An 18,799-nucleotide genomic window follows, 5' to 3' on the forward strand; every position below is an offset into this window, starting at 1 on the left:
GATTACCGCACAGGTTTTTCTCAAGGTGAAGTGCCATTCGGCCCTATTTTGAAATTAGGTAAGCCTTACTTGTTGCTGATGGGGGGCAAAATGCCGGGTCGGAGCGCTGCTGTTAAGATCGAGGCATGCTCGAATCCCAGTCCTGGCCGAACGTTCTCGATGCTCTCCTCCGCGGGGAGGACCTGAGTGTCGCCGACGCGGCCTGGAGCATGGAACGAATCATGCTGGGGGAGGCGACTCCGGCTCAACTGGCTGGATTCCTGGTGGCGCTGCGGGCGAAGGGCGAAACCGTGGATGAGATCGTCGGTTTCCGGGACGCGATCCTCGATCACGCGGTGCCGTTGACGGTCGACTCGATGGGCCTGGACATCGTCGGCACGGGCGGCGACAGGTTCGGCACCGTCAACGTGTCCACCATGGCGTCCATCGTCTGCGCGGCGGCGGGCGTGCCCGTGATCAAGCACGGCAACCGGGCGGCGAGTTCGGCATCTGGCTCCTCCGACGTCCTCGCCGAGCTCGGTATCGACCTGACCCTGTCGGCGGATGTCGTCGCGGCGACCCTGGCCTCCACCGGCATCACCTTCGCTTACGCCGCAGCCTTCCACCCTGGTTTCCGGCACGCGGCCACGGTGCGCTCCGAACTCGGCATCCCCACCGTCTTCAACTTCCTCGGACCGCTCGTCAACCCGGCGCGGCCGGAAGCGAGCGCCGTCGGCGTCGCCAACCTCGATCGGGTTCCGCTCTTCGTCGGCGTGTTCCAGACCAGGGGCGCGTCCGCGCTGGTATTCCGCGGTGATGACGGCCTCGACGAGCTGACCACCACCGGGCACAGCCACGTCTGGGAGGTGTCCCGCGGTCTGGTGACCGAGCACGACATCGACCCGCGCGATCTCGGTATTCCCCGGGCGAAAATGAGCCAGCTGGTCGGCGGATCCCCGGCGCACAACGCTGCGGTCGTGCACGCCGTACTCGGCGGCGAAACCGGACCGGTGCGTGACATCGTGCTGCTGAACGCTGCGGCGGGCCTGGTGGCGTTCGACCTCGCGCACGACCCGGCCCAGTCCCAGGTGAGTATCCTCGACCGGTTCAGGGCCAAGATCGCTGTCGCCGCCGAGGCCATCGACTCCGGTGCCGGCACCGCCAAGCTTGCCCAGTGGGTGCAGGCCAGCCGAAGCTGACCTGCACCGTTCCGGGGCGCTCGAGCAGGGCGGCGCGTGGGCGCCCTGGTGTCAGAGCACGTCCTCGTCGACCCAGCCGAAGGTCTTCGTGACGGCTTTCTTCCAGTTCCGCAGCTGACGCGCGCTCTCTTCCTCGCTCAGCTCCGGCGTCCAGCGGCTGTCTTCCTGCCAGTTGGAGCGCAGTTCGTCCAGGGTGCTCCAGAACCCCACCGCGAGGCCGGCGGCGTACGCCGCACCGAGAGCCGTGGTCTCGGCAACAACCGGGCGCACGACGGGCACGCCGATGATGTCCGCCTGGAACTGCATCAGCAGGTTGTTCTTGATCATGCCGCCGTCGACCTTGAGCTCGGTCAGCGGAACACCGGAGTCGGCGTTGACCGCGTCCAGGACCTCGCGGGTCTGGAACGCCGTGGCCTCCAGCGCCGCCCGGGCGATGTGGCCCTTGTTGACGAAGCGGGTGAGTCCCACCAGCGCGCCGCGGGCATCCGAGCGCCAGTACGGTGCGAACAGTCCGCTGAACGCCGGCACGAAGTAGGCGCCACCGTTGTCGTCCACCGAGCGGGCCAGGGTTTCGATCTCCTCCGACGAGGTGATCATGCCGAGGTTGTCGCGCAGCCACTGCACGAGGGCGCCGGTGACCGCGATCGAGCCTTCCAGCGCGTAGTGCGGTTCGGCGTCGCCGAGCTTGTAGCCCAGCGTGGTGAGCAGGCCGTTCTTCGAGTGGATGATCTCGGTGCCGGTGTTGAAGATCAGGAAGTTACCGGTGCCGTAGGTGTTCTTCGCCTCGCCCTGGTCGAAGGCGGCCTGGCCGAAGGTGGCCGCCTGCTGGTCGCCGAGGATGCCCGCGATCGGCACCTCGCGCAGCAGGCTGTGCTCGTTCACGGTGCCGTACACCTCCGACGAGGACTTGATCTCCGGCAGCATCGACTTGGGCACGTTGAAGATGCCCAGGATCTCGTCGTCCCACTGCAGGGTTTCCAGATCCATGAACAGGGTGCGGCTGGCGTTGGTGACGTCGGTGGCGTGCACCCCGCCCTCCAGGCCGCCGGTGAGGTTCCAGAGCACCCAGGAGTCGGTGGTGCCGAACATCAGGTCGCCGCGCTCGGCTTTCTCCCTGGCACCCTCGACGTTCTCGAGGATCCAGACGATCTTGGTGCCGGAGAAGTACGTGGCCAGGGGGAGGCCGACCTTCTGCTTGAACCGTTCCACGCCCCCGTCGGCGGCGAGCCGGTCGACGATCGGCTGGGTGCGGGTGTCCTGCCAGACGATGGCGTTGTAGACCGGCTTGCCGGTGGTGCGGTCCCAGACCACCGCGGTCTCGCGCTGGTTGGTGATGCCCACGGCCGCGATGTCGTGCCGGGTGAGGTTGGCCTTGGACAACGCCTGGCCGATCACCTCACGGGTGTTGTCCCAGATCTCGACGGGATCGTGTTCGACCCATCCGGCCCGCGGGAAGATCTGTTCGTGCTCGAGTTGTCCGGTTGAGACGATGGAGCCGGCGTGGTCGAAAATAATGGCACGCGAACTCGTGGTGCCCTGATCGATGGCGAGTACATACTGAGCCATGGTGTACCTCCTTGTACGTGAATTGATGGCTTGAAGAGAACTATAAAACCGACGGAGCGAATCCGGTCCGGCTCACCGGGGGTTCCCGGTCACGGTCGCCGGACCGCCGGGCCTCCCGTTGTCGTAGACACAGCAAAGCAGGCCGGTCCCGGGTCGGAACCGGCCTGCCGGGTCACGCGACGATGGGGAGCCAGATGAGCGACGCCCAACCGGCGAGCAGCCCGCCGATGACGGGGCCGACGACGGGCACCCACGAGTAGGCCCAGTCGGAGGAGCCCTTGCCCTTGATCGGCAGGATGAAGTGCGCGATCCGAGGGCTCAGGTCACGAGCCGGGTTGATGGCGTATCCGGTCGGACCACCGAGCGAGACGCCGATGACCAGAACGAGCAGGGCGACGGGCAGGGCGCCGAGCGCACCCAGACCGCCGTTGATGCCCTGGCGGCCGCCACCGAAGGCGATCACCACGAACACCAGCACGAAGGTGCCGATGATCTCGGTGACCAGGTTCCAGCCGTACGAACGGATGGCCGGGCCGGTGGAGAAGGTGCCCAGCTTGTTGGCCGGTTCCGGTTCCTCGTCGTAGTGCTGCTTGTACGCCAGCCAGACCACCACGGCGCCGAGGAACGCGCCGAGGAACTCGCCGGCCAGGTACACCAGTACCGAGAGGAAGTTCACCGGCACACCCAAGCCGAATTCGGTGGCACCGGAGGCGACGAGGCCGAGGGTGACAGCCGGGTTGAGGTGCGCACCAGAGTTGTAGGCGACGATCACACCGGCGAAGACAGCGAAGCCCCAGCCGATGGTCACCATCAGGAAGCCACCGCCGAAGCCCTTGTTCTTCGTCAGGGCCACGTTGGCCACGACGCCACAACCGAGGAGGACCAGCATCCCTGTGCCCAGGACCTCCGACAAAAACACAAGTCCGATATTGTCCACGATGACCTTTCTCGTAAGGAGTGAGATGCCGGTTGGACCGGAGCAATCCCGTCGCTCTCAGCGAATTTGCAGTCACCATAGCGCGGCCAGCCCCAGAGCGAAACCGAGCAGATTGCGCGGATCACCTGCCTCTTACCCGAAGTGTCGGCAGCGCGTAGGTTGTGAGAGAACCAGAGTGCGACCGGCGCGCACGCCCCCGACGCGCCGCCCGATTCCGATGAACGAAGGAATGGTCATGAAGAAGCTTGTCAACGATCCGAAGAACGTCGTCGACGAGGCCGTCGCCGGTTTCGGTGCGGCCCACCCCGATATCGTGCGTGTGTCCCTTGATCCGGTCTATATCGTTCGTTCCGACGCGCCCCAGGCCGGCAAGGTCGGCATCGTGAGCGGGGGCGGAAGCGGACACGAGCCGCTGCACGGCGGCTTCGTCGGATTCGGCATGCTGGATGCGGCGGTGCCGGGAGCCGTGTTCACCTCCCCGACCCCCGACCCGATACTCGCGGCGACCAAAGCCGTCGACGGCGGAGCGGGCGTGCTGCATATCGTGAAGAACTACACCGGGGATGTGTTGAACTTCGAAACGGCCGCGGACCTGGCTGCGGCCGATGAGATCGAAGTGCGCACCGTGATCGTCAACGACGACGTCGCCGTGAAGGACTCGCTCTACACCGCCGGGCGCAGGGGAGTGGCGGGCACAGTGTTGGTGGAGAAGATCGCCGGTGCCGCCGCCGAGCGTGGCGACGACCTGACGGCGGTCGCGACCGTCGCCGAGAAGGTCATCGGCCAGGTACGGTCGATGGGCGTTGCGCTGACCCCGTGTGTGGTTCCGCACGCCGGCGAACCCAGCTTCACCCTCGCCGACGACGAAATCGAGATCGGTATCGGCATCCACGGCGAACCGGGGCGGGAACGGATCAAGCTCGAACCCGCCGACGCTATCGTCGACCGGCTCCTGGGGCCGATCCTCGATGACCTGCCATACACATCCGGTGACAAGGTTTTGCTGTTCATCAACGGAATGGGCGGGACGCCGCAGGTTGAGCTGTACATTGTATTCCGACGGGCCGCTGAAGTTCTCGCCGGTCGCGGTATCGAGGTCACGCGTACGCTCGTCGGAAATTTCACAACATCACTGGAGATGCAGGGTATGTCAATCACGGTACTCAAACTCGATGAAGAGTTGACCGCCCTGTGGGATGCTCCGGTGCACACGGCCGCACTGCGGTGGGGAAAGTAGGGAAGACCGTAATGAGTCTAGATGTCGCATGGGCGCAGGCCTGGATCAGGAGCAGCGCGCAGGTGCTCGCTGAACACCGGGCCGAGCTGAACACGCTCGACCGGGAGATCGGCGACGGAGATCACGGCGAGAACATGGACCGCGGTTTCCAGGCCGTTCTGCCCAAGCTCGACGGGCTCGCCGACGGTGCCACGCCCGGCGACGCCTTCAAGACTCTCGCCTCCACCCTGATCTCCACCGTCGGCGGCGCTGCCGGCCCGCTCTACGGCACTGCCTACCTCAAGGCCGCCACAGCGGTGACCGGGGTCGCCGAGCTTGACGGCGCCGCCGTGGTGGCCCTGCTGACCGCCGCGCGCGACGGCATCGTGCTGCGCGGCAAGGCCGAGTCCGGCGACAAGACCATGATCGACGCCTGGACCCCGGCCGTCGACGCGGCCGAGCAGGCCCACGCTGCCGGGGCCGACCCCGCGCTGGTGCTGGCTGCAGCGGCGGATGCCGCGGAAGCCGGCGCCGTGAGCACCGAACCGCTCGTCGCCCGCAAGGGTCGCGCCAGCTACCTGGGCGAGCGTGCCATCGGGCATCGGGACCCAGGGGCGCAGTCGACGGCGCTCATCCTGCGCAGTGGCGCCGACGCTGCCGCCTCGTCCTGATCATGGCCGGCGCCCAGGGCAACCCGACCGACCAGGTCGGCCTCGTGTTCGTCTCCCACAGCGCGCTGATCGCGGCTGGCCTGGTGGAACTCGCTCGGCAGATGGCGCCGACGGTGACCCTGGTCGCGGCCGGCGGCAGGGATGACGGCGGGATCGGGACGAGTTTCGATCTCATCGTCGCGGGCATCGCCGAAGCCGATCGTGGCGCCGGCGCGGTTGTGCTGTGCGATCTCGGCTCGGCGATCCTGACCGCGGAGACGGCACTCGACTTCCTCGACGACGCGGTGCGCCCCCGGGTGCAGATCGCCGACGCCCCACTGGTGGAGGGTGGGGTGGCGGCCGCGGTTGCCGCAGAGATCGGGGGAGACCTCGCTGCTGTGGTCGCTGCGGCCGAATCCGCGCGGAGCACGCCACCCTCGGCCGACGACGCGTCTGGCGCCGCGGAGCCGGAACGCAGTGAGGTGAGCCGTACGGTCATCCTGCGCAACCGTGACGGTCTGCACGCCAGGCCAGCCGCGGATTTCGTCAAGCTGGCCAGCACTTTTGATGCCCCGGTTAGCGTCAACGGCCGCGACGCCCACAGCCTGCTGGGGATCATGTCGCTCGGGCTCACCCGGGGGATGAGCGTGGAGATCTCAGGTCCGGACGAACGCTCCCGCGCGGCCGTGGACGCCCTGGCCGATCTGATCGAGACCGGTTTCGGCGAGGAATGACTCCGGCCGGACCGGAAAGACTGGATCATCCCCGCCCGACGGGCGTACGCTGTCCGCATGGTCCAGCATGAGAAATCCTCGGCCAAGGGGCATCGCGTCGGCCACCTCTTCGATTGGGTGGAGGACCGGCTCAGGCCCGCGTTCGACTCACCTCCCGTCGGCAACTATGACGCCGCGGAGACCACGGGGCTGACGCTCTGCCCGGTCTGCGGGCGGCCGATGACCGAGCACACGATCGAACACTCCGCTCATGACACCGTGCTGAACTGTCCGGTGCCGCACCCCGGCGCGTGGGATCGGGACGCCTTCGAGCCGGTCAATGAATTCGGCATGGTGATTCGGCGGCCACGTGGCGAGGAACCTGCGGAGTGAGGATGGCCCCGGGCCCACCCGGGTAGAATCGCTCCAGAACGTGACCCGATCCGAGGAGGTGAGCCTGATGCGCACTCTGTCCATACTGGGCTTCTGCCCACACTGGGCGCTCCCATCGAGATCACGATCGCGCGACTGACGTAGCCGCGGGGGAGCGCCGCACCTACTCAGGAAGCGACCTCCATGACTTCTCCACGTCAGCCCGATTCTTCTCAGTTCTCATCAACGGCGCCCACCGATGACGCCTCGGCGCCTCGCACCCGCACGGCGTTGGTCCTTGGCGGCGGTGGCTCAACCGGCAATGCCTGGTTGATCGGCGTCATCGCCGGTCTGGCCGATGTCGGGGTGGATGTGACCCGCTCCGATGTGATCATCGGCACGTCGGCCGGATCCACCGCTGCGGCACAGATCACCGGCACTTCTCCGGCGGAATTGCTCGCCACAATCCTGTCCGATGCCTCGCAGCACCGACCGGCGTCAAGCGGACCGACCGGGGGCCGGCCCGCCACCGGGACTGTGGTCGACCAGATGGCGAGGACGGGCCGGATCATCGCCGACGCGGCGGATGCACCCGACCTGCGTCGCAGATTGAGTGCGGCGGCGCTCGATCTCGATGCGGCATCCGACGGGGAGTGGTCGGCTCGGTGGCGGGTCATGGTGGCCGCCCGACTGCCGAACCCGCGCTGGCCGGAACGCACGATGCTCATCACGGCGCTTGATGCCCGGACCGGGGCAGCGGTCGTCTTCGACCGCCACAGTGGGGTCGCGCTGGTCGACGCCGTCGCCGCCAGCACGTCCTCCGGCGTTCCGTACCGCGTCGGCGACGACAGGTATCTTGATGGCGGCTACCGGCGCAACGAAAATGCGGACCTCGCCGCCGGATTCGACCGGGTGGTGGTGCTGTCGCCCTTCGGCGGTCGATCCCGGTATCCGCTCGAGTGGGGCATGCACCTTGCCGTGCAGGTCGCAGAGCTTCGAGCGGGCGGAAGTCGCGTGGAGACGATCTTTCCGGATGGCGCCGCCGAGCATCTGTTCGGCGTGAACGCGATGGATCCGTCGCTGCGTCCGCCCGCGGCCCGAGCTGGCTACGAACAGGGCAGGAACCTTGGCGAGCGGCTCACCGGTTTCTGGCAGGCGGCGAGGGAAGGAGGCGTCGGCTGAGGCCCACCAGCGGCGTTGCTCCCTGTTTGTTGACATAATGTGCATTATCGGTCACATATCGCTAGTGGCCGTAAGTGCGGGTTTGTGTGGGTGCGACGTGATTCGTGGCACGCCTGGCCGCGCCGACCGAGTTCACTGCGACGTCCGAATCACTCGTCGCCCGCACGGGCGCGGATGGCCTGACGCATCCCGAAGCTCGGGATGAATGCCGGTGCAGGAGCGTGACGCCGACAACGACCTGGTCGGCGGTCAGCGGGCCGGATTCACCTTATGTCAAGTAATCGGTGAATTCGACCGGATCAGAGATCAGGCGCCGATGTAGCTCGCGAGATGTTGACCGGTCAGTGTGGAGCCATCCGCCACCAGGTCCGCCGGGGTGCCCTCGAACACGATCCGGCCGCCGTCGTGGCCGGCGCCGGGTCCGATGTCGATGATCCAGTCGGCGTGGGCCATCACGGCCTGGTGGTGCTCGACCACGATCACCGACTTGCCCGCGTCGACGAGCCGGTCGAGCAAGCCGAGCAGTTGCTCGACATCGGCGAGGTGCAGGCCGGTGGTCGGCTCGTCGAGCACGTAGACACCGCCCTTCTCCCCCAGGTGCATCGCCAGCTTGATCCGCTGCCGCTCACCGCCCGACAGCGTGGTCAGCGGCTGGCCGAGGCTGAGGTAACCGAGCCCGACATCGGCCAGGCCGTTGAGGATCGTGTGCGCAACCGGGGTGCGGGCCTCCCCCGCGCCGAAGAACTCCCGGGCCTCGGTCACCGACATCGCCAGGACCTCGCTGATGTCCCGTCCGCCCAGGTGGTATTCCAGTACGGATGCTTGGAAGCGCTTTCCCTCGCAGACTTCACAGGTCGTCGCAACGCCGGCGACGATACCGAGGTCGGTGTAGATCACTCCGGCACCGTTGCAGTTGGGGCAGGCGCCCTCGGAGTTCGAACTGAACAGGGCGGGCTTGACGCCGTTGGCCTTCGCGAACGCCTTGCGGATCGGTTCGAGCATGCCGGTGTAGGTCGCCGGGTTGCTTCGTCGGGAACCCTTGATCGCGCCCTGGTCGATCGAGACCACGCCCGCGCCGGCGGGAATCGACCCGTGCACCAGCGAGCTCTTGCCCGAGCCGGCGACGCCGGTGACGACCACGAGAACGCCGAGCGGAATGTCGACGTCGACATCCCGCAGGTTGTGGGCTGTGGCGCCGCGGATCTCGAGGCTGCCGGTTGGCGTGCGCACCGTCTTCTTGAGCTGTGCCCGGTCGTCCAGGTGCCGACCGGTGAGGGTGTCGCTGGCCCGCAGCCCCTCCAGGGAGCCTTCGTAACAGACGGTGCCGCCCGCGGTGCCGGCGCCCGGCCCGAGGTCGACGACGTGGTCGGCGATGGCGATCATCTCGGGCTTGTGCTCGACCACAAGAACGGTGTTGCCCTTGTCTCGCAGCCGCAGCAGCAACTCGTTCATCCGCTGGATGTCATGGGGATGCAGGCCGATGCTCGGTTCGTCGAAGACGTAGGTGACGTCGGTCAGCGACGACCCCAAGTGACGGATGATCTTGGTGCGCTGGGCCTCGCCGCCGGAGAGCGTGCCGGACGGCCGGTCGAGCGAGAGGTAGCCCAAACCGATCTCGACGAAGGAATCCAGGGTGTGCCGCAGCGTGGCCAGCAAGGGTGCCGCCGACGGCTCGTTGAGCCCGTTCACCCAGCCGGCCAGGTCGCTGATCTGCATCGCGCAGGCCTCGGCAATATTGACGCCGTCGATCCGCGATGACCTGGCGGCTTCGCTCAGCCGGGTGCCACCGCACTCGGGGCAGGTCGCGAAGGTGACGGCCCGGTCGACGAACGCGCGGATATGCGGCTGCATGGCCTCCCGGTCCTTGGCGAGGAACGACTTCTGCACCTTGGGGATGAGTCCCTCATAGGTCATGTTGATGTCGCCGACCTTCACCTTGACCGGCTCCTTGTAGAGGAAGTCGTGCAGTTCCTTCTTGGTGTAGTCCCGGATCGGCTTCTTCGGGTCGAGGAACCCGGAGCCGGTGAAGATCTTCACACCCCAGCCGTCGGCCGTGTACCCCGGGATCGTCAGCGCTCCCTCGTCCAAGGCCTTGGAGTCGTCGTACAGCTGGCTGAGGTCGATGTCGTTGATCGTGCCCATTCCCTCGCACCGCGGGCACATTCCGCCGGTGATGGTGAAGCTGCGGCGTTCCTTGGTGGTGACGCCGCCGCGCTCCAGCGTGACAGCGCCCGCTCCGGAGATGGAGGCGACATTGAAGGAGAACGCCTGCGGCGACCCGATGTACGGCAGGCCCACCCGGCTGAACAGGATGCGCAACATCGCGTTGGCGTCGGTGGCCGTTCCCACGGTCGAACGGGCGTTCGCGCCCATCCGCTCCTGGTCGACGATGATCGCCGTGGTGAGCCCGCTCATCGCGTCGACGTCGGGTCGTGCCAGCGTCGGCATGAAACCCTGCAGGAAGGCGCTGTAGGTCTCGTTGATCATGCGCTGTGAATCCGCGGCGATGGTGCCGAAGACCAGCGAGCTCTTGCCCGAGCCGGAGACACCGGTGAACACGGTCAGCCGGCGCTTGGGGATTTCGACGCTGATGTTCTTGAGATTGTTCTCCCGTGCACCCTCCACCCGGATCATGTCGTGGCTGTCGGCACGATGTGTCGCGGGTGCGGGCGTTTCGGTCGCTGTGCTGGCGCACATGGTGTCTCCATCTCTCTGGCGGAGCCGACTACGGAAGCGTCGACATTGCCTGCCCAGGCCTGACCGGCTTCGAGCATACGTCAGGGTATCCGGGGTGCCCGGGGTGACGCTAGCCGCTGAGCGGCCAGCGTCGGTGAGGGGCCTCGGGTGACACCCTCCGGTCAGCGCAGCTCCTGGATCCGGATCAGGTTTCCGGCAGGGTCGCGCACGGCGCAGTCGCGCACCCCGTAGGGCTGCTCGGTCGGCTCCTGCACGATTTCAGCTCCGCTGGCGTCCAGCCGCGCGAAGGTCGCGTCCAGGTCGGCGGTGGCGAGGTTGATGCCGGCGTAGGTGCCCTTGGCCATCATCTCGGCGATGGTCCGGCGTTCCTCGTCGGTGACTCCGGGATCGGCCACGGGAGGCTCCAGCACGATGGCGGTTCCCGGCTGACCGACCGGGCCGACCGTGATCCACCGCATGCCTCCGTAGCCGACGTCATTGCGCACCTCGAAACCGAGGGCGTCCCGGTAGAAGACCAGGGATGCGTCCGGGTCGGCGTGCGGAAGGAAACTTGAGTGAATCGTGATGTCCATGACAGTCAATCTAATGAGCCGGCCAACGCGCGCGCTTCTCGATTCCTGATCGGTCTGGTGACCTGTCCGGCGGTACACGACGGTATCCCCTGAGCGTCGAACGGCTGGCGCCGGTAGGTGCTCGGAGGAACGCCGACCAGTTCGGTGAAGCGGGTGCTGAAGGTGCCCAGCGACGAACATCCGACCTCGAAGCACACCTCGGTGACGCTGAGGTCGCCCCGGCGCAGCAGCGCCATCGCCCGTTCGATGCGGCGTGTCATCAGGTACGAGTACGGCGATTCCCCATACGCGAGCTTGAACTGCCGGCTGAGATGCCCGGCCGACATGCTAACACCGCGGGCGAGAGCCTCGACGTCCAGGGGCCTGGCCGATTCACGGTCGATCCGGTCGCGCACCCGCCGCAGCCTGGCGAGGTCGGCGAGGCGGTCGGAGGGAATGGGTGTGCTGCTCACGTGCACGATCGTGCCACAGGCGCGGGTCGTTGTCGATCCGCGCCTGTGGAGTCACCCGGCACCGAAACCTGCGGTCACGGGGTCAGGACGACCTTGATACAGCCCTTCTCCTTCTTCTGGAAGATCTCATACATGTCCGGGGCGCGGTCCAGCGTGACCCGGTGGGTGACCAGGTCTTCCACCCCCAGCGGGTCGGCCGGGTCCTCGACCAACGGCACGAGGTCGTCCAGCCAGCGGTGCACATTGCACTGTCCCATCCGGATGCTGACCTGCTTGTCGAAGAGGCTCTTCATCGGCGTGGGGTCGGCCTCGCCGGCGTACACACCGCTGAGCGACACGGTTCCGCCGCGCCGCACCGCGTCGAAGGCGAGATGCATGGCACTCAAGCGGTCCACTCCCCCGGTGTTCATCAGTTTCTGCGCGACGGCGTCTGGCAGCAAACCCACTGCGGCTTGGGCCAGACTGGCACCGGGCGCACCATGGGCCTCGAGTCCGACAGCGTCCACCATCGAGTCCGGTCCCCGGCCCGCAGTGCTGTCGCGTAGGCGCTCGAGCACGTCGTCGGTGAGGTCCAGGGTTTCGATGCCGTACCGTTCGGCCAGCAGTCGTCGCTCCGGGACCGGATCGACCGCGATCACCCGGTGCCCGAGATGGCGGGCGATCCGGCCGACGAACTGGCCGACCGGGCCGAGCCCGAGCACGCCCAGGACCCCGTCCTCCGGCAGGTCGGCGTACTGCACACCCTGCCAGGCCGTCGGCAGGATGTCACTGAGGAAGAGGTAGCGTTCATCGGCGAGGTCGTGGCCGACCTTGAGAGCGTTGGCGTCCGCCAACGGCACCCGGAGCCGTTCGGCCTGCTCGCCGGGCACCGAGCCGTACAGTTCGGTGTACCCGTACAGGGAGGCGCCGCTGTCGTGGGCATGGTTCTGGGTGGTCTCGCACTGGGTGGTCAGGCCGCGCAGACACATGAAGCACTCGCCGCAGGCGATCACGAACGGGATGACCACCCGGTCGCCGGGCTTGAGCGTGCGTACAGCGGCGCCCACCTCCTCGACCACACCCATGGATTCATGGCCGAGGATGTCGCCGGGCTTCAAGAAGGGGCCGAAGACCTCGTACAGGTGCAGATCCGAACCGCAGATGGCGGTCGACGTGACCCGGATCACGATGTCGGTGGGCTTCTCGATCACCGGGTCCGGCACCTCGGAGATGGTGACGTTTCGCTTGCCCTGCCAGGTGAGAGCCCTCACTTGCCGGTCACCGGACCGTAGGAGGCATCCACCTCGGCCATTTCCAGGTCGGCGGTGGCTTGGATCAGTTCCATCAGCTCGGGGTCGAGCCCGGGCGAGAATTCCTCCAGGCGTTCGGGCGCGATGACCGACGGCACACCGACCGGTGCCTGCTCGTCGGCCAGCAGCGTCGAACCGTCGTTGGACGGCGACAGGCCCTGGTAGATCTTTCCGGCCTCTGACTGCGTGGCGAGGTCGAAGGTGTACTGCTTGCTGTGCAGGCCGAGGTCGAGGAGCTTCTTCACCTCGGGGAACTTCTCGGCGTTGGTCTTCGGGATCGGGAGCAGCGTCTTCCAATTCACGCCGAGGGTTTCGAGGGCCTTGGCGTACCCGTTCTCGTGAGCCTGGTCGCGCACGATCAGGTACGAGATGGTGGACCTCGCGGTCTTGTTCTCGGTCATCTCGTAGATGCGGCACTTCTGCAGCCGGCCGGTGGACTCAAGCATGAGGTTGTAGAGCAGGTCGAGCACGAGGTTGCCGGAGTTGTAGACGTAACTGCCGCTCCAGGGGTTGCCGACCGCGTCCACCGGCAGGGCGCCTTGGGCGCCGACGAGGTAATGGTGGATATTGCCCTTGCTGAGGGCGAGCTCCAGCGGTATCGCTCCCCCGGCACCGGGCTTGTCCACGGGGTCGGTGACCTTGCCCTGGTAGCGCGGCGATCCGTCCAAGAGCCGGGAGATCGTGGTACCGATCAGCTCGACGTGGCTGATCTCCTCGGTGCCGATCCCCTGGATGAGGTCACGATAGGGCTTGGCCGCAGGTCCGCGGAAGTTCATCGCCTGGAAGAGGTACTGCATCATCGTGCGCATCTCGCCGAACTGCCCGCCGAGGCCTTCCTGCAATGCGTTGGCCGCTGCGGGGTCCGGCTCGTCCTGCGCGATGTCATGAATGAGGGACTGCACGTGGAAATACATGGAGGTCCTTTCGGGAACACGCTGGGTGATACGGTCACCGGCCGGTCCGGCCGGTGGTGGAACGGTAACCGGGCCCTATTTCTTGGCCCGGCCGGCGCCCTGCTCGCGCAGCCGCCGTCCTTCGAGCACGTCCTCGCGCTCCTTAGCGGCCACCTTGTCGCTCTTGCGGGTGTCGCGGGGAGGCAGCTGGATCTCTTCCTCGGCCTTGATGCCGGCTTGGAGTTGCCGGCCGCGCTCCAGCTCGGCATCGAACTTGGCGCCGAAGAGCAGCGCGAGATTGGCGATCCAGAGCCAGAGCAGGAAGATCACCACCCCGGCGAGGGAACCGTAGGTTCGGTCGTAATTGGAGAAATTGGTCACGTACAGCCCGAAGAGGAACGAAGCGACCACCAGGGTGATCAGGGCCAGGGCTGCCCCCATACTGATCCAGCGGAACTTGGGCTGCTTGGCGTTCGGGGTGGCGTAGTAGAGGATCGCGATGATCAACACCGCGGCCAGGGCGAGAATCGGCCATTTGACGATGGACCAGACGATCTGCACGGTCTCCCCGAGGCCGAGCGCACTGCCCACTGCCGCTGTGACCGGACCGGAGACGATGAGGATGATCACCATGACCAGGATGAGCAGAATGCTCACGACGGTCACGCCCAGCTGCACGGGGCGCAGCTTCCAGAACGGCCGCCCCTCCTCGATCTCATAGATCCGGTTCATCGCCCGGCTGAACGCGCCGACATAGCCGGATGCGGACCAGATGGCCAGCACGATGCCGAAGACGAGGGCGAACCCGGCGGCCGGTGACGAGCTGAACTGCTCGAGCGGATCGCGCAGCACGTCTGCCGTGCCGCCGGGGGCCACGTCGTTGACGAGGGTGAGGATGGTGTCCGTCGACCGCTCTCCCTGGCCGAAGACGCCCAGGAGCGAGATCAGGGCGATCAGCGCTGGAAAGAGTGACAAGACGGCGTAGTAGGTCAGCGCCGCGGCGAGATCGGTGCATTGGTCCGCGGTGAACTCGCGCATGGTCTTGCGCAACGCGTACTTCCAGGAGGGCTTGGCGACCTCAGTCGGCGTGTCCGGTTTGCGCGGATCGTCGGGTGAGGGAGCTCGGTTTGCCTTCTGGCGGGTGTCGTTGCCGGTCACGGTTTCCTCCTCGTCGAATTCGGGGTCGGTCAGCCCTGGGCGCTGCCGCCGGTGTGCGTGGCTTCGTCGCGCACCTCACCGGCCGAGGACGAGGCCTCGGTCTTGACGGTCTCCGCGGCGTCGGTCGCGGTGCCCTTGACGGCGTCGGCGGCGTCGGCGAGGGGCTGCTTCAGGTTCTCGCCGACCTGCTTGGCGGCCTCCGCAGCCTCGTGGGCCAGCGGCTGGGCAGCGTCTTTCACCTGTGACGCGACGCGCTTCTCCGCCGTGCTCGCCGGGATCAGCGACGAGGCGAGCCAGCCGACGCCGAAGGCGATCAGACCCACGGCCAGCGGGTTTCCCTTGGCGCGGGCGACAGCGTGGTGGGCCAGGTCGGAGGCCTCCCCCGTGGCTTCGTTCACCGATCGGCCCGCGTCCTCGGCCGATCCCATCATCCTGTCCTTGACCGAACCGACCGCGCTCTTCACCTTGTCGGTCTGGCGGTGCATGATCTTGCCGGGTGTGACCTTGTCGGCCAGGGCATCGACGTCACTGCCGAGCTCCCTGCGGGTGTCTTCGATCCGGGCGCGGAGGACATCGGGGTCGGTGCCTGTAGTGCTTTCGGTGCTCATAGGTTTTCCTCATTTCGTTTCAGTGCGTCGGGAATTCTTTTCAGCGAATCGACGGTGTTCGGCGCGCCTTGGATCTTCCGCAGTTCCTGACGGCCGAGGACGGCGAGAACGGCAGCGACGATGGCCCAGATGACGGCGACGATGACGGCCGCCCAGGCGATGTCGACCACGTGCCCGAGTCCCCACCAGGCGGCCAGGGACAGGAAGAGCACGGTGAGGTGCCCGGCATAGCCGGCCCCGCCGACGAGGCCCGCACCCTTGCCGGCGCGGGTAGCCGACTGGCGAACCTCTGCCTTGGCCAGCTCCACCTCCTGGCGCATCAGCGTCGAGACGTCGCGGGTCACCTCGCCGAGCAGATCGCCGAGGGACGTGTCGGCGGCTTTGCGTTCGGACGGAGTGGGCAGATCGGTCATCGCGGGGTCCCGGTCAGGTCAGGAGTGGTGTCCGCGGTGTCCTTCGTGTCGGCGATCACCCCGCGGGTCAACCGGCCAGCGACGATGCCGGCCACGGCGGCGATGGCGATGAAGGTCCCGGGGCGACGGCGTGCGTAGCCCTTCAGCTCGTCGAGCAGGGCGCCGGGGTCGCGCTGGTCGAGCCAGTCCGCGATGCCGGCCGCCCTGGTCGCGGCCTGGTGGGCGAGATCACTGGCCACGCCCTGTGACTGGGAGGACTCGGCCATCGAGCCGAATTCGTCGCCGAGCGAGCGGAGGCCGGAGGCGACCCGCTTCTGCTGGGCCGCGGCCTGGTCCGACAGCTCGGACTGGGTCTGGCGGTACAGGTCTTTGGCCTGCTGCTTGGTCTCGGAGCCGACCCGGTGAGCCTCGTCGGCGGCGACACCGGCGACGTGCTGGCCGGCGGCGGCGGAGGTTCCGGCGAGGTCGGCTGCTCGTTGGCCGGCCGATGCGCCGTCAGCCTGCGACGGTGCAGGGTCGGCGGTGCTGTAATCCCCTGTTCGGTCCTGGGAGTCGGGACCCGCGGCGGCGAGGTCTGCTCCGGTGTCCACGACGGGGTAGTCGGGGGCGAATGCTGGATCTGTGTTCGACATGGCTCTCCTTGGAATTGTGGTGGGCTCAGCGTCCGCGTGAGCCGGTCAGCCGCGGCGGCGCTGCCCGAATCGAACAATCATTGACCGGTGCCGCCGACGATTTCAAGCACTCTGAGAGAACCGCCAATCTTGGGTGGGTGCCGTGACGAACGGGCAAAAATCCCGTCCTTAAGTACGCATCCGGGCATTCGAAAATAACTCCGGTGAGGGGATAGCGGCCCCCACGAAACAGGTCTACGGTGATGTGGGATTCTGCCCGTTTGCCGGAAGGAGAACTATGTCCACGAGCGTGGTGTTCGCACTATCGGTAGATCCTCGCCGGATGAGCAGTAGGGAGATCACCGGGGTGCGGGTGGCATTCGCGGTCAGCGCGCTGATCGCCATCGGGCTCGGCACCATCTTGCTCGTCTGGACGACGGCGACGTTGAGCGTGATCGCGGTGCTCTTCGGGCTGTACTTTCTGGTCAGCGGTGCCTTGCGCATCGTGCGCGGCATCGGCAGCACCGGCTCCGCGGCCGGTGGGAGGGTGTTGAACATCGTTTTCGGACTGATCATGGTCATCGTGGGGATCATCGCGATGCGCAACCCCGACGGATCCCTCGCCGTGCTCGGCCTGGTGATCGGCATTTCCTGGATCGTGGAGGGCATCGCGGCGCTGGTCGAATACAGCGTGGACTCCAGCCGGTGGTTCGGCATCCTCTTCGGCGTGGTGGCGATCATCGCCGGTGTGATCGTGTTGTTCGCCCCAGTCGAGACTCTCGGCGTGCTCGTGACGATCGGCGGCATCATGCTGATCATCTCCGGGCTGGTGCAACTCGTGCGTGCCTTCACCTTCGGCCGCGGCAACCGTGCGGCGGAGAACATCGCCTGACAACGAGACAACGGCGACCCGCGGAGTGCGGATCGCCGTTGTTCGGTGCAGTCGTTGTCGACCGTGGTAGGTCAGTTGGTGAAGTCCGAGGTGTCGCCGACGTAGCGGGTGTTGTTCGCGGGAACGGGCTCGACGGCGGCCAGAACGATCTCGGCGGCGAATTCGCTGACGTTGTAGAGTTTGCCGGCCGAGTCCTGGCGGGCGCTGATCGCTCCCGGGTTGGCGCGCTCGAGTAACACAGCCGTGATGGTGCCCTGGATCATATCTCCGGAGACGACGACGAATCCGATGCCGGCTTCGGCCAGTTCGGGAATCACGGCGCGGAGTGCGTCTTCGCCGGCGCGCTTGCTGCGGGCGACGGGTTCGTAGACGGCCACGTTGGACGCGGTGTCCACGAAGTGGGCCTGGTGGCTGGTGATGAAGACCACCCGCGACCCGTCGCTGAGCAGCGGAACGGCGGCGTTGAGCAGGTTGACCTGGGCGTCCCGGTTCAACTGCATGGCGTAGTCCTCGGCCATGCCGCTCTCCATACCGCCCGACGCGTTCATCACCAGGATGTCGAGTCCGCCGTACTCGGCGCGAATAGTCTCGAACATCGCGGCCACCGACTCGGCGTCGGTGAGGTCGGCGGCCACAGTGATGGCGGTGCCGCCGGCGTCGCGGATGGCGGTGGCGAGCTTGTTGGCCCGCGCTTCCTTATTGCGGTAGTTGATGACGACCTTGGCGCCGGCTTCGGCGAAGTAGGCGACGGTGTCGGCTCCGATCCCGCGGGACGAGCCCGTGACGAGGATACGTTTTCCGGTCAGGCTGCCGGGCTGGAGGGGATTCATCGATGGTGTGCTCACGGGGATAAAGACTATCAACATGCCTCACACCTCCAAGTGCTAGCGTCGGAGGCAAACCGACGCTCAGAGGGGCAGCGACATGGTGGATTTGACGGATTACCTGTGGATTGCATGGCTGGTCTTCATCCTGGTCTGCGTCATCATCGAGTTGCTCACCCTCGATTTCACCTTCCTCATGATCGCCGTCGGCAGTGTCGCCGGCCTCGGCGCGAATCTGCTGGGCTGGCCCTGGTGGGTGCAGATCCTGTTCGCCGCCGCGGTCTCGGTCTTGCTCTTGCTGCTGATCAGGCCCGTCCTGCTGCGTCTGATCGCCAGGGATAGTGCCGATGTGCCGCCGAGTAACGTGGCCGCACTGATCGGGATGGGTGGCCGGGTCGCCTCCACGGTGGCCGAGTTGGGTGGGCTGGTGAAGCTGGACAACGGTGAAACCTGGACCGCGCGCCTGGCCCCGGACTACGCCCGGCACACCGTGGACCCGGGCGACCGGGTGCTCGTCTTCGCCATCGACGGCTCAACGGCCGTCGTCGTCCCCGCTGAAAGGACCTAACCTTGCCC

Annotated in this window: 20 protein-coding genes; 8 read left to right on the forward strand and 12 right to left on the reverse strand. The window is 66.8% G+C overall.

The window, feature by feature from the left end; genetic code table 11:
* The first annotated feature begins 125 nt into the window (after positions 1-125).
* Positions 126-1,178, forward strand: coding sequence for an anthranilate phosphoribosyltransferase (gene trpD / locus CTB96_RS12770; protein WP_110127262.1), 1,053 nt, complete (start codon positions 126-128; stop codon positions 1,176-1,178).
* Between the two features lie 51 nt (positions 1,179-1,229).
* Here trpD and glpK read toward each other — a convergent pair whose 3' ends face one another.
* Both glpK and CTB96_RS12780 read right to left on the reverse strand, forming a co-directional pair.
* The gene (glpK, locus tag CTB96_RS12775; RefSeq protein WP_110127263.1) at positions 1,230-2,744 is read right to left on the reverse strand and encodes a glycerol kinase GlpK; all 1,515 of its coding nucleotides are present in this window, start codon (positions 2,742-2,744) and stop codon (positions 1,230-1,232) included.
* 172 nt (positions 2,745-2,916) lie between these two features.
* Positions 2,917-3,633 (reverse strand): MIP/aquaporin family protein, encoded by a 717-nt coding sequence (locus CTB96_RS12780; protein ID WP_248283482.1) that lies wholly within the window; start codon positions 3,631-3,633, stop codon positions 2,917-2,919.
* Positions 3,634-3,916: 283 nt separating this feature from the next.
* On the opposite strand from CTB96_RS12780, the gene dhaK reads away from it, so the two are divergent.
* The 5 genes from dhaK to CTB96_RS12805 all read left to right on the forward strand — a co-directional run bounded on the left by dhaK (position 3,917) and on the right by CTB96_RS12805 (position 7,814).
* Positions 3,917-4,918, forward strand: coding sequence for a dihydroxyacetone kinase subunit DhaK (dhaK, locus tag CTB96_RS12785; protein WP_110127265.1), 1,002 nt, complete (start codon positions 3,917-3,919; stop codon positions 4,916-4,918).
* Positions 4,919-4,929: 11 nt separating this feature from the next.
* Positions 4,930-5,568, forward strand: coding sequence for a dihydroxyacetone kinase subunit DhaL (gene dhaL, locus CTB96_RS12790; protein WP_110127266.1), 639 nt, complete (start codon positions 4,930-4,932; stop codon positions 5,566-5,568).
* A 2-nt stretch (positions 5,569-5,570) separates the two neighbouring features.
* Positions 5,571-6,281, forward strand: coding sequence for a dihydroxyacetone kinase phosphoryl donor subunit DhaM (gene dhaM / locus CTB96_RS12795; RefSeq protein WP_110127267.1), 711 nt, complete (start codon positions 5,571-5,573; stop codon positions 6,279-6,281).
* A gap of 57 nt (positions 6,282-6,338) precedes the next feature.
* Complete coding sequence (locus CTB96_RS12800) at positions 6,339-6,653, forward strand: hypothetical protein (RefSeq protein ID WP_110127268.1); 315 nt, start codon at positions 6,339-6,341, stop codon at positions 6,651-6,653.
* Between the two features lie 183 nt (positions 6,654-6,836).
* Entirely contained in the window at positions 6,837-7,814 is a 978-nt protein-coding gene (locus tag CTB96_RS12805) for a patatin-like phospholipase family protein (protein ID WP_110127269.1), read from the forward strand.
* A 306-nt stretch (positions 7,815-8,120) separates the two neighbouring features.
* Here the strand turns inward: CTB96_RS12805 and CTB96_RS12810 are convergent, their stop codons facing one another.
* The 9 genes from CTB96_RS12810 to CTB96_RS12850 all read right to left on the reverse strand — a co-directional run bounded on the left by CTB96_RS12810 (position 8,121) and on the right by CTB96_RS12850 (position 16,528).
* Positions 8,121-10,511, reverse strand: a complete 2,391-nt coding sequence (locus CTB96_RS12810) for an ATP-binding cassette domain-containing protein (RefSeq protein WP_110127270.1) — start codon at positions 10,509-10,511, stop codon at positions 8,121-8,123.
* Between the two features lie 161 nt (positions 10,512-10,672).
* Positions 10,673-11,083 (reverse strand): VOC family protein, encoded by a 411-nt coding sequence (locus CTB96_RS12815; RefSeq protein ID WP_110127271.1) that lies wholly within the window; start codon positions 11,081-11,083, stop codon positions 10,673-10,675.
* A 5-nt stretch (positions 11,084-11,088) separates the two neighbouring features.
* A complete protein-coding gene (locus tag CTB96_RS12820) occupies positions 11,089-11,541 on the reverse strand; it encodes a helix-turn-helix transcriptional regulator (RefSeq protein ID WP_427846489.1) in 453 nt (150 codons plus the stop codon).
* Between the two features lie 68 nt (positions 11,542-11,609).
* On the reverse strand, positions 11,610-12,785 hold the full coding sequence (locus tag CTB96_RS12825) for an alcohol dehydrogenase catalytic domain-containing protein (RefSeq protein WP_110127273.1): 1,176 nt from the start codon (positions 12,783-12,785) through the stop codon (positions 11,610-11,612).
* A complete protein-coding gene (locus CTB96_RS12830) occupies positions 12,782-13,738 on the reverse strand; it encodes a manganese catalase family protein (protein ID WP_110127274.1) in 957 nt (318 codons plus the stop codon). Before CTB96_RS12830 ends, CTB96_RS12825 begins: the two co-directional genes overlap by 4 nt.
* Before the next feature lie 75 nt (positions 13,739-13,813).
* Positions 13,814-14,875, reverse strand: coding sequence for a YihY/virulence factor BrkB family protein (locus CTB96_RS12835; RefSeq protein ID WP_248283366.1), 1,062 nt, complete (start codon positions 14,873-14,875; stop codon positions 13,814-13,816).
* 29 nt (positions 14,876-14,904) lie between these two features.
* Entirely contained in the window at positions 14,905-15,483 is a 579-nt protein-coding gene (locus tag CTB96_RS12840) for a DUF3618 domain-containing protein (RefSeq protein WP_110127275.1), read from the reverse strand.
* Positions 15,480-15,896 carry a phage holin family protein gene (locus CTB96_RS12845; RefSeq protein WP_110127276.1) on the reverse strand — a complete coding sequence of 139 codons (417 nt, stop codon included), beginning with the start codon at positions 15,894-15,896 and terminating at the stop codon, positions 15,480-15,482. The genes CTB96_RS12840 and CTB96_RS12845 overlap by 4 nt, the downstream gene beginning before the upstream one ends.
* Positions 15,893-16,528 (reverse strand): hypothetical protein, encoded by a 636-nt coding sequence (locus CTB96_RS12850; protein WP_110127277.1) that lies wholly within the window; start codon positions 16,526-16,528, stop codon positions 15,893-15,895. Before CTB96_RS12850 ends, CTB96_RS12845 begins: the two co-directional genes overlap by 4 nt.
* Before the next feature lie 322 nt (positions 16,529-16,850).
* On the opposite strand from CTB96_RS12850, the gene CTB96_RS12855 reads away from it, so the two are divergent.
* Positions 16,851-17,399, forward strand: coding sequence for an HdeD family acid-resistance protein (locus tag CTB96_RS12855; protein WP_181397252.1), 549 nt, complete (start codon positions 16,851-16,853; stop codon positions 17,397-17,399).
* Positions 17,400-17,470: 71 nt separating this feature from the next.
* Here CTB96_RS12855 and CTB96_RS12860 read toward each other — a convergent pair whose 3' ends face one another.
* On the reverse strand, positions 17,471-18,265 hold the full coding sequence (locus CTB96_RS12860; protein WP_248283367.1) for an SDR family oxidoreductase: 795 nt from the start codon (positions 18,263-18,265) through the stop codon (positions 17,471-17,473).
* A gap of 58 nt (positions 18,266-18,323) precedes the next feature.
* Here CTB96_RS12860 and CTB96_RS12865 point away from each other — a divergent pair, with 58 nt between their 5' ends.
* Positions 18,324-18,791, forward strand: coding sequence for an NfeD family protein (locus tag CTB96_RS12865; RefSeq protein ID WP_110127280.1), 468 nt, complete (start codon positions 18,324-18,326; stop codon positions 18,789-18,791).
* Positions 18,792-18,799 lie beyond the last annotated feature (8 nt).

The sequence above is a fragment of the Cryobacterium arcticum genome, assembly GCF_003185895.1.
Lineage (GTDB): Bacteria > Actinomycetota > Actinomycetes > Actinomycetales > Microbacteriaceae > Cryobacterium > Cryobacterium arcticum.

Bases quoted from the DNA above. Each gene is read 5' to 3' on its own strand.
- CTB96_RS12865 (WP_110127280.1), top strand. From the start codon at position 18,324: ATGGTGGATTTGACGGATTACCTGTGGATTGCATGGCTGGTCTTCATC.
- CTB96_RS12855 (WP_181397252.1), top strand. From the start codon at position 16,851: ATGAGCAGTAGGGAGATCACCGGGGTGCGGGTGGCATTCGCGGTCAGC.
- dhaL (WP_110127266.1), top strand. From the start codon at position 4,930: ATGAGTCTAGATGTCGCATGGGCGCAGGCCTGGATCAGGAGCAGCGCG.
- CTB96_RS12810 (WP_110127270.1), bottom strand. From the start codon at position 10,511: ATGTGCGCCAGCACAGCGACCGAAACGCCCGCACCCGCGACACATCGT.
- dhaK (WP_110127265.1), top strand. From the start codon at position 3,917: ATGAAGAAGCTTGTCAACGATCCGAAGAACGTCGTCGACGAGGCCGTC.
- glpK (WP_110127263.1), bottom strand. From the start codon at position 2,744: ATGGCTCAGTATGTACTCGCCATCGATCAGGGCACCACGAGTTCGCGT.
- CTB96_RS12830 (WP_110127274.1), bottom strand. From the start codon at position 13,738: ATGTATTTCCACGTGCAGTCCCTCATTCATGACATCGCGCAGGACGAG.
- CTB96_RS12840 (WP_110127275.1), bottom strand. From the start codon at position 15,483: ATGAGCACCGAAAGCACTACAGGCACCGACCCCGATGTCCTCCGCGCC.
- CTB96_RS12815 (WP_110127271.1), bottom strand. From the start codon at position 11,083: ATGGACATCACGATTCACTCAAGTTTCCTTCCGCACGCCGACCCGGAC.
- dhaM (WP_110127267.1), top strand. From the start codon at position 5,571: ATGGCCGGCGCCCAGGGCAACCCGACCGACCAGGTCGGCCTCGTGTTC.
- CTB96_RS12805 (WP_110127269.1), top strand. From the start codon at position 6,837: ATGACTTCTCCACGTCAGCCCGATTCTTCTCAGTTCTCATCAACGGCG.
- CTB96_RS12850 (WP_110127277.1), bottom strand. From the start codon at position 16,528: ATGTCGAACACAGATCCAGCATTCGCCCCCGACTACCCCGTCGTGGAC.
- CTB96_RS12800 (WP_110127268.1), top strand. From the start codon at position 6,339: ATGGTCCAGCATGAGAAATCCTCGGCCAAGGGGCATCGCGTCGGCCAC.
- CTB96_RS12780 (WP_248283482.1), bottom strand. From the start codon at position 3,633: ATGCTGGTCCTCCTCGGTTGTGGCGTCGTGGCCAACGTGGCCCTGACG.
- CTB96_RS12860 (WP_248283367.1), bottom strand. From the start codon at position 18,265: ATGTTGATAGTCTTTATCCCCGTGAGCACACCATCGATGAATCCCCTC.
- trpD (WP_110127262.1), top strand. From the start codon at position 126: ATGCTCGAATCCCAGTCCTGGCCGAACGTTCTCGATGCTCTCCTCCGC.
- CTB96_RS12845 (WP_110127276.1), bottom strand. From the start codon at position 15,896: ATGACCGATCTGCCCACTCCGTCCGAACGCAAAGCCGCCGACACGTCC.